Origin of the sequence: Psychrobacter sp. LV10R520-6 (assembly GCF_900182925.1) — a bacterium.
Taxonomy (GTDB): domain Bacteria; phylum Pseudomonadota; class Gammaproteobacteria; order Pseudomonadales; family Moraxellaceae; genus Psychrobacter.
The window spans coordinates 942,189-957,519 of sequence record NZ_LT900024.1; the positions used below are offsets into that span (position 1 = coordinate 942,189).

The following is a 15,331-nucleotide window of genomic DNA, read 5'->3' on the forward strand; positions in this document are numbered from 1 at the left end:
TGAAGAAATATTTACTTCAATAAAACCTTAAGCATAAAAAATCCCATCTGAGAACAGATGGGATTTTTTAGTTTTTAGCCTTTAATAAAGACTATTTCAAAGAGCTATCAGTAATAACGTTTAACGATTAGGAAGAACATCTTTTACCATATCACGTAGGTTATGTATCGCAGTAACAGTACTGTCCCAGTCGAGGCAACCATCAGTAATTGACATACCGTATTCTAAGGCATCCAAATCAGCGGTTAATTTTTGGCTACCGCCTTTAAGATGGCTTTCTATCATCATACCGATGATAGATTTATTACCGTTCTGAATTTGCTCGGCAACGTTGTTAATGACCATTGGCTGCAGGTAGGGGTCTTTACCAGAATTAGCATGACTTGAGTCGATCATAATCTTGCCACTGGTTTTGCCTTTAGCTAGTGCGTTTTCTACTTCTTCAACAGCCGTTTCATCGTAGTTAGGTTTGCCATTACCACCGCGCAATACTACGTGGGCGTAAGGGTTGCCTTTGGATTTGATGATACAGACCTTACCGTCTGATGACAGACCCAAGAAGCTATGGCCAGCTTTTACCGCTTGCATAGCATTGACAGCGACGGTCATGCCACCATCCGTGCCATTTTTAAAGCCTACGGGACAAGATAAGCCTGAACTCATTTCACGATGAGTTTGGCTTTCAGTAGTACGTGCACCAATGGCTGACCAGCTGATCAAGTCTTGCATGTACTGCGGGGTATTGGGATCCAGTGCTTCAGTGGCACAAGGCAGACCTTTTTCATTCAAGTCAATCAACAGTTTACGCGCAGTACGCAGACCCTTTTCGATATCAAAGCTGTCATTCATATCAGGGTCATTGATCATGCCTTTCCAGCCGACCGTGGTGCGCGGCTTTTCGAAGTAGACGCGCATCACCACAAAAATAGTGTCTTCAACCTCTTTTGCCAATACGGCTAAGCGGTCAGCATATTCGTGTGCTGCCTTGATGTCATGAATAGAGCAAGGGCCAATCACTACAAACAGCCGCTTATCTTTACCATCCAAGATATCTTGAATGGTATTACGGCCTTTCAAGACAGTATTATAGGCAGGTTCTGTCAGAGGGAGCTCAGTTTTTAGCTCAGCGGGAGTAATCAAAGGGATGAATTGTTCAATATTCACGTCATCAATATCTGCGTTATGAGTAGCTGGTGTGGTCATGATTATACGTCGTTTAGCTAATTTATAGGAATATTCATTATGCGGTGAAAAAGGCCAGTTGACAAGGGTAGTCGGCCAGTTAATTAACTGATAACTGGAATGAGGAAATTAAATTTTCGTTATGTTTGTTGGTTATTGGGGCATTGGGTCAAATTTTTGTCTGTTATTTTCTGCTTGATTTGTTGACTGCTCATTATCTATTGAGGGATTTTTTAAGCGGTTATCGGTTGCCCTATGACCCTGCAATTTGGCTATTTGTATCGTCGTCACGTATGATAGCGATATAAACAGCATGACGCTAAAATAAGCAGTCATGCTTAGGGTGATATCTGTTATTGCCTAACAACAAACTGCTTGTGCTATATTTTATGTTGTCCATTATGCTTTGTTACTATTGAGAGCTTGTCATGACAGATTCTGCTACCCCTCACAAACCTACTGATTTAACCTACCAAACCCATGCTCATGATGACCTGCATCAGGTAACTGTCGCGCCGCTAGTGATTGGGATTGTCGCAGGTGAAGTGTCAGGCGATAGCTTGGGTGCAGACTTTATGCAGCAAATGAATAATTTGCGCGATGATATCGTTTGGGTAGGCGTTGGCGGTACGAAAATGCAGGCACAAGGTCTACAAAGCATTTTCCCATTATCACGCTTAGCAGTGATGGGATTAGTTGAAGTATTGGCGCAATTACCTGACTTGCTCAAAGCCCGCCGTGAGTTGTTAAAAGCTTTTAAGACCGCTCATATTGATTGGTTTGTCGGTATTGATGCGCCCGATTTTAATCTACGAGTCGCCAAAAAGCTCAAACCCCAAGGCGTGTTTTGTGTGCAGTATGTCAGCCCGTCAATATGGGCTTGGCGCGAGTCACGCATACACGGTATCAAGGAGGCGACCAACTTAGTGCTGTGTCTATTTCCATTCGAGCTATCGGTGTACGAGCGTTATGACCATCCGGCGATATGTGTTGGGCATCCGCTACTAAGAACTATCGATCAACAATTAATAGACACGCCGACCAATCAGTTGCGTAGTGAGCTGGTCTGGCACAACGATGGTCTGCAGCAATTTTTTATTGAGCGTTTCGATGAGGTTAGCCAGCTCATTTGTCTTATGCCGGGGTCACGGCGCGGTGAAATCACAGCTATCTTGCCACTGATGCTCGATGGGATTCAAAAGCTGATATTACTAGATCCTAAACTATGCTTTATCATTCCAACCGTTGATCAAAATCACCAATATATTGTCCAAGATGTGATCGATAAGCGCTCAGAAAAATTGCGAGCGGCTATTGTCGTGGTCTATGATGACAGTCAGTCTGCCTTTAGCCAACAAGCGATGGCAGCATCAGATATGGTTATGCTTGCCTCGGGCACCGCCACACTTGAGGCCATGCTCCTTGAACGTCCGATGGTAGTTATTTATCAACTAAATCAGCTGACCTATCAAATCGCTAAACGCTTGGTAAAAGTGCCCTACGTGGCGCTACCTAATATTCTAGCGGGTAAGGCGATTGTCCCTGAGCTTATCCAAGAGCAGGCGAGTGGCGAAAATATCTGCCGGACGGTTATGCAGCTGTTGCAGCCGCGCGCTTATATAGAGCAATTAAAAACCCTTGCCAGCACCAAACAAACACTACAGCAGCAAAGTAACCACGATCCTGCTAATAGCGTGATTGAGCAATGGTTTACTCAGAATAGTCGTTAATCAAATTAATAAACAAGAAATCATAAAGTTATGAGTATTGAGACCTGTCTAGAAAATCGTATTATTCCCATTAATAGTGTTATTGAACACCTTGATATTAAAGGACAATATACCAATTTAGCCGCATCTGTTCATTTGATCGGTCAGCTAAACCTCTCTAAGCTGCTATCTCAGCATCAAATAAATACAGATCAAAGTTTAGACGTTCTATCACTACAGGTTGGTGTTGATGAGGCAGGGCGCGGACCCTTGCTAGGCAGCGTAAACGTAGCTGCAGCGATATTGCCCAGTGCTTGGTCAGGACTGATTGAAGCACAGCCGCTACAAGACACACCGCTCGCTATTTTGACCGATTCTAAACAGCTGAGTGAAAAAAAGCGCGATAGCCTCTATCCTTTAGTACAGAAGCACGCAATAGGATATGTGGTCGCTGATATTCCAGCGGCGGTGATTGATCAGGTGAATATCTTACAAGCGACTATGCTGGGCATGCGCTTATGTACAGAAGCGTTATTAGAGGTGATAGCCAGTCAAACTGCCGTTATAAACGACACGACAAAGGCGACTCATCGCGTCCAAGCGCAGATATTATTTGATGGCAATCGCTGTCCGGATCTGGATTATGCCAAGCTAGCTACATTAGGTATGGATAAGTCAGCTATTGACTGCCAAGCCTGGGTAAAAGGGGATGCCCGCCATACCAGTATCGCGGCGGCCAGTATCTTAGCAAAAGTCAGTCGTGATCAGACCATGTATGAGCTGGACTCCCAACATCCACAATATGGTATTGCTAAGCATAAAGGCTATCCAACAAAGGCTCATATGCAAGCTATACAGGATTACGGCGTCTTACCTGAGCACCGTCGTAGCTTTGGTCCAGTCAGAAGAGCGCTAGAGAATAAATAAAGTGCACCAAATAAATAATAAAATGTAAATAGAACACGGATTAAGATAGATAGCCTAAGCATAATTTAAAAGTGATATTGACCTTAATATAATAGGTACCATTGTTTATAGGCGATTTATCATTGAAAATGGATAACCAAAATTTTATTATCCGTATGAAAGTATAATGGATGATAGTCTGTCCTATGCCCCCTAATCTCAGCCAAACAGGGTCAGGTATGGTCGCTTACAAGCCTCATCATAAGGCTGCAGATAAGAACCAAGGTTATGTTTTTGTTAACGCTTCAGCCGCGACCAAAAGCAGCAAAAATAATGCAACCAATGGTTTATTCACTTATCCTTGTGCGAATGTGACCGACACCAATACTGCGCTATATAATGAATCACCAAGCCCTGTTGAAGGAACAGGATGCGACCTAAGAACAGATCCTATCGGGCAGCCTATCTATATCAGAATGCCAGCAGCCAAAACGATCAGTGTGAGCAATATTAAGTTTCACGATATTCAGCGTAATGTAGATGTGTCAACGAACTTGCTTGATTATCGCCAAGACCCACATAAAGGCACAATCTCTGAGCTACCAAAAAACGAAGCCTTTATTCTACCGCTTACCGATGCACTCAAAAGTTGTGAAACTGGTATTGAAAAAGGTGGAAATTGCGGACTCTATGGCAATAGTGAATATAGAGTCAGCTTCGATGTCCTAGTAGACGGTACGAACTTAAAAACGAAACAATTTACGTTTAAAACAGGTCGTGTGAATTATTGATCAAACACAACCAAGCAAATCTCACCCTGCTTAAAAAGACGAATTCGGCTGCTTTAGAAACTCCTGTTCTGCGGCAGTCGAAGTTCGGTTGAGTGCCGCATTACGATAAGGATAACGTCCAAACTGCTCAATAATTGCTTGATGACCATGAGCAAAGTCTAACGTATTTAAATCGTTTAATTGTTCAAACAGCGAAAAATAGCGTGCATGAATCATTGCTGATTCGGAATGCATCATCGGCATAATCATAAACTGGCGCCACTGCCATGGTAAAGTGCTAAATCTAGGCTGATGAATGGCTTCTTGGGCCAGTACTAGAGCCATATTGTCTTGCGTAAAGGCGGATGCTTGTCCACGACAGAGGTTACGTGAAAACTGGTCTAAGACAATAATCTCCGCTAAGCGTCCGGCTAAATCAGTAGTTGAATTATCACTATTTGTATCAAAAGCTGACTTCTCCTCGGTACGACGCCAAGACGCACATTCGCCCTGACATGCCGCCTGCCATATCTTGCCAAACTTATTAGCGATTGTCTGATCAAACTTATCGTCTTCTAAAAACCAATACGGCTCATTATCTTTATCGAACCAAAAGTCTAATACAGCGTGAGCATCAGAATGAAGGTACGCTAAGTTAAGATTTGTTGAATCAAGCTGGCTTAAATCAGACTGTTCTAGAGAGGTAGAGTAATCGGTTGATAGAGACATAAGCTATTCTATTTATGGAGAGTTTGTACTACTATAGCGCAATTATCTAGTCGCGTCATAACGCCGCCAATTATTGTCTATACTTCGTGAGTTTTCACTTGTCTTTATCATCACTGCTATGACAGTTATGCCTCTCATCAATATAAAAAGCTATTAGGTTATTCGCTATGAATGCATCATCCACTGTAAAACCGATAAACGTGTCAACCCCTTACTATTTGCTTGATGAGGCCGCGATTGTGGCTAATATGCAGATTATTGCTCGTCTATGTGAGCTATCAGGTGCAAAAGCCTTATTAGCGCTAAAGTGCTTTGCCACCTGGGGTACGTTTGACGTGATGCAACCGTATTTACATGGTACGACTTCATCGTCCCTTAATGAAGTACGACTAGGATATGAGACTTTTAGCAAAGGCAAAGACACAGGTAGTGACAGTGAGGATAAAAAAGAAACTCATGCCTACAGCGTGGCTTATAGCGAGGATGAAATCCCTGAAGTGCTCAGCTATGCTGATAAGATTATTTTTAATTCTATTTCGCAATTAAACGCCTTTAAAAACCAAGCGAAGGCGCAAGATATTCCAATAGGCTTACGGCTTAATCCTAAGACTAGCAATTCATCATTTATCATTGCTGATCCTGCGCGTCCTTTTAGCCGTCTTGGTGAGCATGACAAAGCCAGTATTGCAGCGGTGCTGAAAGACATCAGCGGAGTTATGATTCATAACAACTGCGAAAATGACAGTTTTGAATCCTTTAGTGACAGCTTGGCTGATATCGAAGCCAAGTTTGGCGATATTTTACAGCAGCTGGACTGGGTCAGCTTAGGCGGCGGTATTCACTTTATCGCTCCTGATTATCCACTTGAACACTTAGCACAGCTTTTGAAAACTTTTAGCAAAACCTATGGCGTGCAAGTCTATCTAGAGCCAGGGGAAGCCAGTATTCATGGCGCAGGTACTTTAGTGACGACGGTTTTAGACGTTTTGCATAATGAAAAAAATATAGCAGTAGTGGATTCTTCTATTGAAGCGCACATGCTCGATTTACTGATTTATCGCGAGTCTGCACCGATAGGGGCTATTAACGGTAAGCCAATTAGTATCGCACCTATTAACATTGACCATAATAATAGTGCTCACACTAATAATATATCAACAACTGAGCAGACTGAATCGACTAATACTACAATTATCTGTGGTCGCTCTTGCTTGGCAGGTGATATCTTTGGTGAATATGCATTGCAACACTCTGCGCAGAGATTCTTGCAAATTGGCGATCAAATTTCCTTTGGTAATGCTGCTGGCTACACGATGGTTAAGAAGAATTGGTTTAACGGCGTTAATATGCCCGCGATTGTGATTCGCCGTCTTGATGGCAGTATTAAGGTTCAGCGTGAGTTTGATTATCAAGATTACAAGGCCAGCTTGTCTTAAGGTTGTCCTAAGGTTGCAAGAGGTTGCCAGCTTTATGATTGGCGAAGATGGCAAGGCTTTACTGATTCGCTAATTATTGCCGAAAGAGCAGCAAAAATTGTTATAATCGTCACGGACAAAAACAGCAGTCATTGTCCATCGGGTGCGTGGGTTTTCCTCGGTCTTCCTTTTTAATTCACGCATATCATTCACTCGTTTCTGTTTTGAATAGCCAATACAATGGCAATGACAGGGACACAAAGGAGGATTGTTGTATTGAAATCAACTCAACATACCAAGAATACCAATCAAGCTAAAAAAGACGTACTTATTATCGGTGCTGGCGGCGTCGCACAAGTGGTCGCGCATAAATGTGCGATGAATAACGACGTACTTGGTGCGATTCATATCGCTTCACGCACGCAAGCCAAATGCGATGCTATCGCCCAAAGTGTAAAGGATAAAAATAGCTTTAAGCAGTCCGCTACCTTACATACACACCAAATTGATGCTATGGATATTCCAGCGCTTACACAGCTGATTCAAGATACGGGTATTCAAATCGTGATTAATGTCGGTTCGCCTTTTATCAATATGAGTGTATTAGAGGCCTGTATAGAGACGGGTGTCGCTTATATTGATACCGCTATTCATGAAGATCCGCGCAAGATTTGTGAGACCCCGCCATGGTATGACAACTATGAATGGCAGCGTAAACAGCGCTGTGTGGATAATAATATCACCGCCATCTTAGGCGCAGGATTCGATCCCGGCATGGTCAATGCTTATGCCAGAATCGGCTACGACATGATGGATGCAGGCTCGGTCACTGACATTGATATCATCGACATTAATGCCGGCGACCACGGCAAATACTTCGCGACTAACTTCGACCCTGAGATTAACTTCCGTGAATTCACCGGAACAGTTTACTCTTGGCAGAATAGTAAATGGCAATCTAACAAGATGTTTGAAGTTAAGCGTACGGATGATTTCCCCGTCGTTGGCGTGCAAAATAGCTATCTAAGCGGTCATGACGAGATTCATTCGTTATCAGCCAATTTAGATGTGCCGAATATCCGCTTTTGGATGGGCTTTGGTGAGCATTACATCAATGTTTTTACCGTCCTTCAAAGCTTAGGCTTATTGTCCGAGCAGCCAGTCACGACTGCTGAAGGCTTAGAAGTCATCCCGCTAAAAGTCGTCAAAGCCGTACTGCCTGATCCAAGCTCGCTAGCGCCAAACTATACGGGTAAGACTTGTATTGGGGATAAAGTCAAAGGCAAAAAAGACGGCGTTGATACCGAAGTATTTATTTATAATGTCTCAGATCATAAAGACGCTTATGAAGCCATGGGCAGTCAAGGCATCTCTTATACTGCTGGCTTGCCACCGGTTGCCGCTGCCATACTTGTCGCTACTGGCGAGTGGGATGCTGGCAAAATGGTCAACGTTGAAGAGCTTGATGCCAAGCCGTTTATTAATCTGCTCAATGAGATTGGTTTGCCAACTCGTATTCAAGATGCGGATGGTGATAGGGCGCTGGCGTTTGATATTTAATTAGCTGTATTTCGTATTAAAAAAGCCCATCTAGCATTTTACTATTAATGCTAGATGGGCTTTTTTATAAATTTTCTTTAAGGTACCCCACTCTCAACTATCATAATTTTTGGCGTAGGCTGTGGCTTTAGCCCAGCGTTTTTGGCAAATTGTTACGATTGACTGGGCTAAAAGCGCCAGCCTACGATAGCCCCTATTAAGTTGAGAGTCGCGTTTTAAGGTATAAGTTTTTAAAATAGGATAGGGGAGCCAATCCCGCTATTCGCTGTCATCTACTTAGCTAGGCGGGCAGTGACACGGTTTGCAGTTTTTATATTGGTGCTAGCAGTAACGTCGTATTACTTTTCATGTTTCAAACTCTTTCACATATAACTTTTTCACATATAATGGTGGGTTGCGCTATGACTGTACCCACGCTATAAACTCTAACTTTTAGTCCCAATCAAACTCCATTCGATTAGCAGTAGCGTAAGCTGTCTGGGCATCAACTAACTTTTCTACGCAGTATAAACTAGCATGAATACCCGAACTAATACCTCCTGAAGTCACCAAACTAGATTTTTCATCACTTGCATCTACATAGCGTTTGTTAGCGATGACTTTAATATCAGGATAGGCCGTATTTAAATGATCTAAGTCCATCCAATGCGTTGTCGCCTTTTTCCCTGAAAGCAATCCAGCTTCAGCTAACAGGAAAGCTCCTGTACACACTGAAAGCGTAAGCTCAACGTTGTTTGATTGGGCAGCTATCCAGTTAATAACAACGAGATTCTTTATTTCTATGGTTTCAGCTCCATAGCCGCCAGGTATGATCAGTACATCTAAAGTTGGATGAGTGTCAAAAGTATAATCGGGAATTACTTTTAGTCCGTTTCTAGCGCTTATGGGTGTTTGATATTGAGCAATAGTAACGACCTTAAAAATTTTATTCCCTGACTCAGCATTCTCCACTAGTGAAAACACCTCGAATGGCCCTGCAAAATCAAGCACTTCTACTTCATTGAATAATAGAATACCAACGGTACGTTTTGATTTCATAGTAGGTCCTAAGTAGATGAATAAAGAGTTATTGATGTATGGGCAGCGACCTCTACCTTACTTGAAAAGACAAGGTCTATTATATTTTTTTAATTAAGCAAATATAGTTGATAATGTCTGCTATAGTTAACTAAGAGCTGAGTTAATTCAGCTAAGCCATTACTACCAAGAATATCACTATCAAGAATATCACTATCAAGAATATCACTATCAAGGAGGATAGTAGCGTGTCATTGAACTGATACTATCTATAAGCAAGGAGCGCTTTATTTATGGAATTTGATTACATTATCGTTGGCGGCGGATCAGCAGGATGTGTACTGGCAGGCCGCTTGTCAGAAGATCCCAGTATCAATGTCTGTCTATTAGAATTTGGCAGTGACGGCAAAGACCTTGCAGTGCGCGTTCCTGCAGCCGTTATTATGATGATGCGTGACAAGCCGGTTAAAATAAATAACTGGTGCTTTAGTACGGTACCGCAAACTCACCTCAATAATCGTCTTGGCTATCAGCCCCGTGGGCAATGTCTGGGTGGATCGTCGGCTATTAATGCGATGATCTACACCCGAGGTAGTCACAAAGATTATGACCGCTGGGCTGATTTGGGTTGTGACGGTTGGGGGTATGATCAGTTACTCCCTTATTTCAAAAAATCAGAAAACAACGTTCACGGCGCAGATGAGCACCATGGCGATAGCGGACCTCTGCATGTCACTGAACTACTCAGTCCTCGTCCTATCTCTAGTGCCTTTGTTGATGCGTGCGTCGCCAATGGAATTGACCACAATACTGACTTTAATGGGGCCAAGCAAGACGGTGCCGGTCTGTATCAAGTCAGCCACTTTCATGGGGACAAGCAAGGGCAGCGATGTTCAGCGGCTGCCGCCTATCTGCACCCCTTTGAGGATCGCCCGAATCTTACTATTGTTACGGGCGCAATGGCATCACATGTCCTAATAGAAGATCAGCGGGCAACAGGCATGGTCTATCATAAGAGCGGCGAAGAATACACCATCAAAGCCCGTTCAGAAGTTATCTTGTGTGCAGGAACGTTTGGCTCACCAAAGATATTGATGCTATCAGGTATTGGCCCTAAAGATCATTTGCAAGAACACGGCATTGAGGTGGTCTATGACTCGCCCAATGTCGGTGAAAACTTGCAAGATCATCTCGATGTGGTCTTTGATTATGAGGTGAATACTAAGGATGTGTTTGGACTTGGCTTTGGTGCAGTGGGTAAATTGTTAAAGGCCTCGAGTCATTGGAGGAAAGACGGTACTGGGCTGTTGTCAACCAACTTTGCTGAGTCAGGTGCTTTTTTTAATGCTAAGAATGAGACACCAGAGGGTTGGCCAGATACCCAGCTACATTTTGTTATTTCTCGAGTGATTGATCACGGACGTTCACTGAAGTGGGGCTATGCAGTTTCTATCCATAGCTGTTACTTGCGACCTGAAAGTCGGGGTACAGTCAAACTGGCCTCTACAGACCCCAGTGCGGCACCACTAATAGATCCTAACTATTTGTCTCATCCAAAAGATGTCGACTATATGATGGCAGGTGCCGAACGCACCCGTGCGATTATGACGGAGGCACCGATGGCAAAATACATCACCGAAGACTACGCGGCGCCTTATATTGAAAAGGACGGTTTGTTAGGCTATATACGGAACAAATCGGATACTATCTATCATCCGGTAGGGACGTGCCGTATGGGTTCAGATGATCTGTCAGTTGTGGATGTCGATCTTAAGGTCAGAGGAATTGAAGGTTTGCGCGTAATCGATGCTTCGATTATGCCCACGCTAATCAGTGCCAATACCAATGGCCCAACCATCGCTATTGCCGAAAAGATGGCTGACCAGATTAAGGCTGAGTATGCGGCTATTGCTCGCCCGACGAAGGATGAACACGCTAACTCGATCAAGGTTGAAGAAGCTGCTTTTGCATAATGTCTTTTTATGAGAATGGCTTAATTTTCAAGATTTAGATTTAGAAAAAGCTTTCCAGTATCTCTATACAGAACTGGAGAGCCTTTTTAATTCAGTTTTTTATGTTTAGTACCGTCTCACTTTATATAGGCTAGTGAGATATAAGCCAGTCACTTTTGATAGCCCTAAATTACAGCTGACTTTAATGTCAAAGTTCTGACATTCGTAAAACTAAACAGACCGTTTGATATACTAATAAGTCGAGAGACAGTCTATATTTACATTAAGGAGGGGGTGTTAAGATGAGTTATGACGCGATAAATATAAAGGCTAAGTTTGGCTTGTTCAATGAGCAGTGGTCGCCTAAGGTTATTGCAGAAATGAATGACTATCAGTTTAAAGTGGTCAAAGTGCAAGGCGAATTTGTTTGGCACGAGCATAAAGCGACCGATGAAGTTTTATAGTACTCGAAGGCAGTCTTAGGATTGATTTTAGGGATGGTCATGTGAGTCTTGATGAAGGCGAGATGTATGTGGTTAAAAAAGGTATCGAGCACAAACCATTTGCCGAGAGTGAAGCTAAGATTCTAATTATCGAACCAAAAGGTGTGGTGAATACTGGTAACCAGGTAGGTGACAAGACAGCGGAAAATGATGTTTGGATTTGATTCAGTAAGCCAAAGTTATAGGGTTTAAGGAAAGAGCTATCAAGTTGTCATCTCTTTAATACTCTAGACGGGTATCGCTTATTCTAGAGTTAACGGTCCGAAATTTGGCGAATTTGCAGCAAGAACCAAGCCAGTGCTATTTTTTGTAGGGTTAGTTTTTATTATTGTCCTGAGTGTAATTAGTTTATATCAAGTAAAAAAGTGATTTCTAATACGTCAGATAAAGCGCAGAAAGTATGTGTAATTAAATAGAACATGATTAGAAATTAAGGTGTAGGCTAAAAGTTTCGCTCAGTTAGGATTAATCAATGAACTAGGCACACCAATCCAACCGTATGATTAAATGATAGAATTTATTAAAGGATAGAAAATGCAACTCGAAATTAACGTTATTGACGCTTTCACGGATATCGTTTTTAAAGGCAATTCAGCAGCCGTTATCATCACAGATAGCTGGTTAAGCAATGATTTAATGCAGTCGATTGCTATGGAAAACAACCTATCTGAGACCGCCTTTTTAGTAGCGAATAAGTCAGATTCGTTAGATAACAAGGACCAGTCAGATAAAATAGCTACTTATCATATTCGCTGGTTCTCGCCACTTACTGAGATTGATTTTTGTGGTCATGCAACCTTAGCCTCTGCCTTTGTTTTGTTTAAAAAGAACCCAAATTTAGCAACGATTAAATTTTTAGCGAAAGCCGTTGGGATATTGTCAGTTGTGCAAATGGACGATGGCAAAATACAAATGGATTTTCCCAATACTAAGCCCGAGAAAATTGAAGATATTCCTGACAGTTTATTAGCGGGTTTGTCCATTGCTCCTGTTGAGGTCTACCGTAATTCTCAGGCTTACTTTGTTGTCTATCATTCTGCATCTGACGTTTTATCTGTGGTGCGTAATAATGAGATGCTTAAGCAGCTTGCGCCGTTAGATGTGGTGGTTACTTGCCAGTCTGAGTTAGGTGAATATGATGGTTACGATTTTATCTCAAGGTACTTTTGGCCAGCAAATGGCGGCGATGAAGATCCAGTGACGGGCTCAATCCATACGGGTTTGGCGCCACTTTGGGCAGAGCGTTTGGGTAAAAGTGAATTGGTAGCGTATCAAGCTTCAAGTCGAGGCGGGGTACTTAACTGTGTCGTTGCAGGTGATAGAGTGCTGATTTCTGGTAACGCAATACAGTACCTCACTGGGTTTATTACTGTTTAGGAGTAAGTTGCTTTGCCTGAGTTAAAGACAGTTGGCCTTTTTATTCTCACTGCGCTAGCGGAAATTGTCGGCTGCTACTTACCTTATCTTTGGCTGCGAGAAGGTAAAACAATCTGGCTTTTGGTTCCAGGCGTGCTTAGTTTGGTGGCTTTTGTATGGCTACTGACACTGCATCCAACCGCTGTGGGTAGAGTTTATGCCGCCTATGGTGGGGTTTATGTCGCTATGGCAATTCTGTGGTTGTGGACTGTTAATGGCATTCGGCCAACCGTATGGGATATAGTGGGATCTGCGGTGGCGCTTTTAGGTATGGCTATTATTATGTTTGCGCCGCGTGGTACATAGCTTTACTGTCAAAAATAGCTAATAAAATATTGATGATAAAAGCCTACCAATCAAAGCGTTGGGTACGATTAGCGTGTTTAGGATTTTGATACTGAAAATAAACGGTGAGATTGTGATGTTGTAATAGATGATGAAGCTTATTATAAGATAACGGAACGTGCGGAGAGATCTAATATAACGAGGTAGGTAATGGCCACCTTAGTCAACTGTATTCAGTCGTATTTGGGTGGCCAGTCTTACTTAATGTTGTCCTAATATACTAGTGTTATCATCTTTCTTTGATTTTTTAGCCGCTTTCTTTTCTTTTGCGGTTAAAAGGGGCTTCTTTTTTACGTTCTTCTTACTGTCTTGACCTTTACTCATGATCACATTCCTTCTGAGGTAACCTATGAAACCTTTAAAGTCGGTTTGAGCCAACCTAAGGGCTTTTCTATGGTATTTTATTATAAGTGCTGTTTATTACTATGATACGCAGTTGCTGTGCCGCATCGTTAATATTTAGCAAAATCAGTATAGCCTTAAGGCTGATTAATAGCTAGCTACTGCCCGTTAAATAGACGACAGCGTTGATAAGCGCTTACTTACGGATACATGGTAGTTTGCTATAATAGGCAATGAGCCGACTATTAGGTTCGGCAAAAAATTATTGTTCTTACTATTAATTGCTATTTAGCAAGATCATGCTCACTACACGATAATGCTCACTATTTTGGTTGATTTATTATTATGCGTATCCGTAAACTTTTTAAATTTGAAAATGCTCATATCGTCCGCAACTGCAGCTCTGAGCGCTGCAAGCACTCCATTCATGGTCACAGCTATCAGATTGAGCTGATTCTTGAAGCAACCCGTTTAGACCACGGACAGATGGTCTATGATTTTGGCTTATTAAAGTCCTCGATTAAAGACATTATTGATAGCTTTGATCACGCGATTTGTTTTTGGAATCAAGACGATCCTGAATATGTCGCTGCTTGCAAAAAGTTCAGTGCGCGCTGGATTAGTTTGCCAGTATCTCCATCCGCTGAGCAATTTTCTCGAGTGATATTTTTCTGGGCGCAGCAAATATTACAGCAAACCCAAATGCAAAATGGTGAAGCTGATGTCGCTGTATATTCGGTGATTGCTCACGAAACGGCAACCGGTTACGCGCAGTGCTTTGCCGATGATGTGGCTAATGATCAAATGGGTAAACTAGAGCTTGATGCCTTTGAATTTAGCTCGCAAGTCAGTAGTGAATGGCATGATCCAGAGCTGTATGCCAAACTGATTCGCGGTGAGCGTTTTGTTAATCCATCGGTGACTATGCAAGTTTCTACAAATGATGTAGGTACAGCCTAATGTCTAAAACCGATGAAGCTAATATCAATAAACAGTCGCAAATTTTAATATTGCATTCAGAAAGCGATACTCAGCGTTTAGCAGAGCAGTTAGCCAATTTACTGTTATCAGGTAGTGTATGGTTGGCTGGTGATTTGGGTGCGGGTAAAACAACTCTAACCCGCTACTGGCTACAAGCTTTGGGTCACACGGGCGCGGTAAAAAGCCCAACCTATACTTTGGTAGAGCCTTATCATATTCAGCAAAGTAATGGGACGATTAAGCCCATCTATCATGCCGACTTATACCGCCTACAAGATCCGGAAGAGCTGTCATTTATTGGTTTTGATGAGTATTTGGATGAGCCGAATGCACTGATCATTATCGAATGGCCTAGCCGAGCTGATAGCTATCTGCCGCCACCAACCTTGTTTATTGATATGGTTCAAGCCGCTAACGAAACGCGTCAAGTCGAGCTACGTTTGTCAAAAGTAGGGCAGGCACAGGGTTTGGATTTATCAACCTTGAAGATTTAGTCTATTGTCA

16 protein-coding genes are annotated in these 15,331 nt (G+C 42.5%); 12 read left to right on the plus strand and 4 right to left on the minus strand.

What is annotated here, in order from left to right; translation table 11 throughout:
* Positions 1–120: 120 nt before the first annotated feature.
* Positions 121–1,203, minus strand: coding sequence for a 3-deoxy-7-phosphoheptulonate synthase (locus U1P77_RS03850; RefSeq protein ID WP_321156069.1), 1,083 nt, complete (start codon positions 1,201–1,203; stop codon positions 121–123).
* Positions 1,204–1,610: 407 nt separating this feature from the next.
* Here U1P77_RS03850 and lpxB point away from each other — a divergent pair, with 407 nt between their 5' ends.
* The 3 genes from lpxB (at position 1,611) to U1P77_RS03865 (ending at position 4,588) form a co-directional block, all read left to right on the plus strand.
* Positions 1,611–2,912, plus strand: coding sequence for a lipid-A-disaccharide synthase (lpxB, locus tag U1P77_RS03855; protein ID WP_321156070.1), 1,302 nt, complete (start codon positions 1,611–1,613; stop codon positions 2,910–2,912).
* A 30-nt stretch (positions 2,913–2,942) separates the two neighbouring features.
* Entirely contained in the window at positions 2,943–3,818 is an 876-nt protein-coding gene (locus U1P77_RS03860) for a ribonuclease HII (RefSeq protein ID WP_321156071.1), read from the plus strand.
* Between the two features lie 185 nt (positions 3,819–4,003).
* Positions 4,004–4,588 carry a hypothetical protein gene (locus tag U1P77_RS03865; protein ID WP_321156072.1) on the plus strand — a complete coding sequence of 195 codons (585 nt, stop codon included), beginning with the start codon at positions 4,004–4,006 and terminating at the stop codon, positions 4,586–4,588.
* Between the two features lie 30 nt (positions 4,589–4,618).
* Here U1P77_RS03865 and U1P77_RS03870 read toward each other — a convergent pair whose 3' ends face one another.
* Complete coding sequence (locus U1P77_RS03870; protein ID WP_321156073.1) at positions 4,619–5,296, minus strand: DUF924 family protein; 678 nt, start codon at positions 5,294–5,296, stop codon at positions 4,619–4,621.
* Positions 5,297–5,463: 167 nt separating this feature from the next.
* Between U1P77_RS03870 and U1P77_RS03875 the strand changes: the two genes are divergently transcribed.
* Positions 5,464–6,732: a carboxynorspermidine decarboxylase gene (locus tag U1P77_RS03875; protein ID WP_321156074.1), complete on the plus strand. Its 1,269-nt coding sequence runs from the start codon at positions 5,464–5,466 to the stop codon at positions 6,730–6,732.
* Positions 6,733–6,987: 255 nt separating this feature from the next.
* A complete protein-coding gene (locus U1P77_RS03880) occupies positions 6,988–8,271 on the plus strand; it encodes a saccharopine dehydrogenase family protein (protein WP_321156075.1) in 1,284 nt (427 codons plus the stop codon).
* Between the two features lie 432 nt (positions 8,272–8,703).
* Here the strand turns inward: U1P77_RS03880 and U1P77_RS03885 are convergent, their stop codons facing one another.
* Complete coding sequence (locus U1P77_RS03885) at positions 8,704–9,309, minus strand: DJ-1/PfpI family protein (RefSeq protein WP_321156076.1); 606 nt, start codon at positions 9,307–9,309, stop codon at positions 8,704–8,706.
* Between the two features lie 272 nt (positions 9,310–9,581).
* Here U1P77_RS03885 and U1P77_RS03890 point away from each other — a divergent pair, with 272 nt between their 5' ends.
* From U1P77_RS03890 to U1P77_RS03910, 5 genes are all read left to right on the plus strand, one after another.
* The gene (locus U1P77_RS03890; protein WP_321156077.1) at positions 9,582–11,261 is read left to right on the plus strand and encodes a GMC family oxidoreductase; all 1,680 of its coding nucleotides are present in this window, start codon (positions 9,582–9,584) and stop codon (positions 11,259–11,261) included.
* A gap of 281 nt (positions 11,262–11,542) precedes the next feature.
* Positions 11,543–11,704 carry a cupin domain-containing protein gene (locus tag U1P77_RS03895; RefSeq protein WP_321156078.1) on the plus strand — a complete coding sequence of 54 codons (162 nt, stop codon included), beginning with the start codon at positions 11,543–11,545 and terminating at the stop codon, positions 11,702–11,704.
* 41 nt (positions 11,705–11,745) lie between these two features.
* Positions 11,746–11,907: a cupin domain-containing protein gene (locus U1P77_RS03900; protein WP_321156079.1), complete on the plus strand. Its 162-nt coding sequence runs from the start codon at positions 11,746–11,748 to the stop codon at positions 11,905–11,907.
* A gap of 370 nt (positions 11,908–12,277) precedes the next feature.
* The gene (locus tag U1P77_RS03905) at positions 12,278–13,120 is read left to right on the plus strand and encodes a PhzF family protein (RefSeq protein ID WP_321156080.1); all 843 of its coding nucleotides are present in this window, start codon (positions 12,278–12,280) and stop codon (positions 13,118–13,120) included.
* 12 nt (positions 13,121–13,132) lie between these two features.
* The gene (locus tag U1P77_RS03910) at positions 13,133–13,465 is read left to right on the plus strand and encodes a YnfA family protein (RefSeq protein WP_321156081.1); all 333 of its coding nucleotides are present in this window, start codon (positions 13,133–13,135) and stop codon (positions 13,463–13,465) included.
* A 240-nt stretch (positions 13,466–13,705) separates the two neighbouring features.
* On the opposite strand, the gene U1P77_RS03915 is transcribed toward U1P77_RS03910, so the two are convergent.
* On the minus strand, positions 13,706–13,828 hold the full coding sequence (locus U1P77_RS03915) for a hypothetical protein (protein ID WP_265089439.1): 123 nt from the start codon (positions 13,826–13,828) through the stop codon (positions 13,706–13,708).
* A 363-nt stretch (positions 13,829–14,191) separates the two neighbouring features.
* On the opposite strand from U1P77_RS03915, the gene U1P77_RS03920 reads away from it, so the two are divergent.
* A complete protein-coding gene (locus U1P77_RS03920) occupies positions 14,192–14,806 on the plus strand; it encodes a 6-pyruvoyl trahydropterin synthase family protein (RefSeq protein WP_201556353.1) in 615 nt (204 codons plus the stop codon).
* The gene (gene tsaE / locus U1P77_RS03925) at positions 14,806–15,321 is read left to right on the plus strand and encodes a tRNA (adenosine(37)-N6)-threonylcarbamoyltransferase complex ATPase subunit type 1 TsaE (protein WP_321156082.1); all 516 of its coding nucleotides are present in this window, start codon (positions 14,806–14,808) and stop codon (positions 15,319–15,321) included. Before U1P77_RS03920 ends, tsaE begins: the two co-directional genes overlap by 1 nt.
* Positions 15,322–15,331 lie beyond the last annotated feature (10 nt).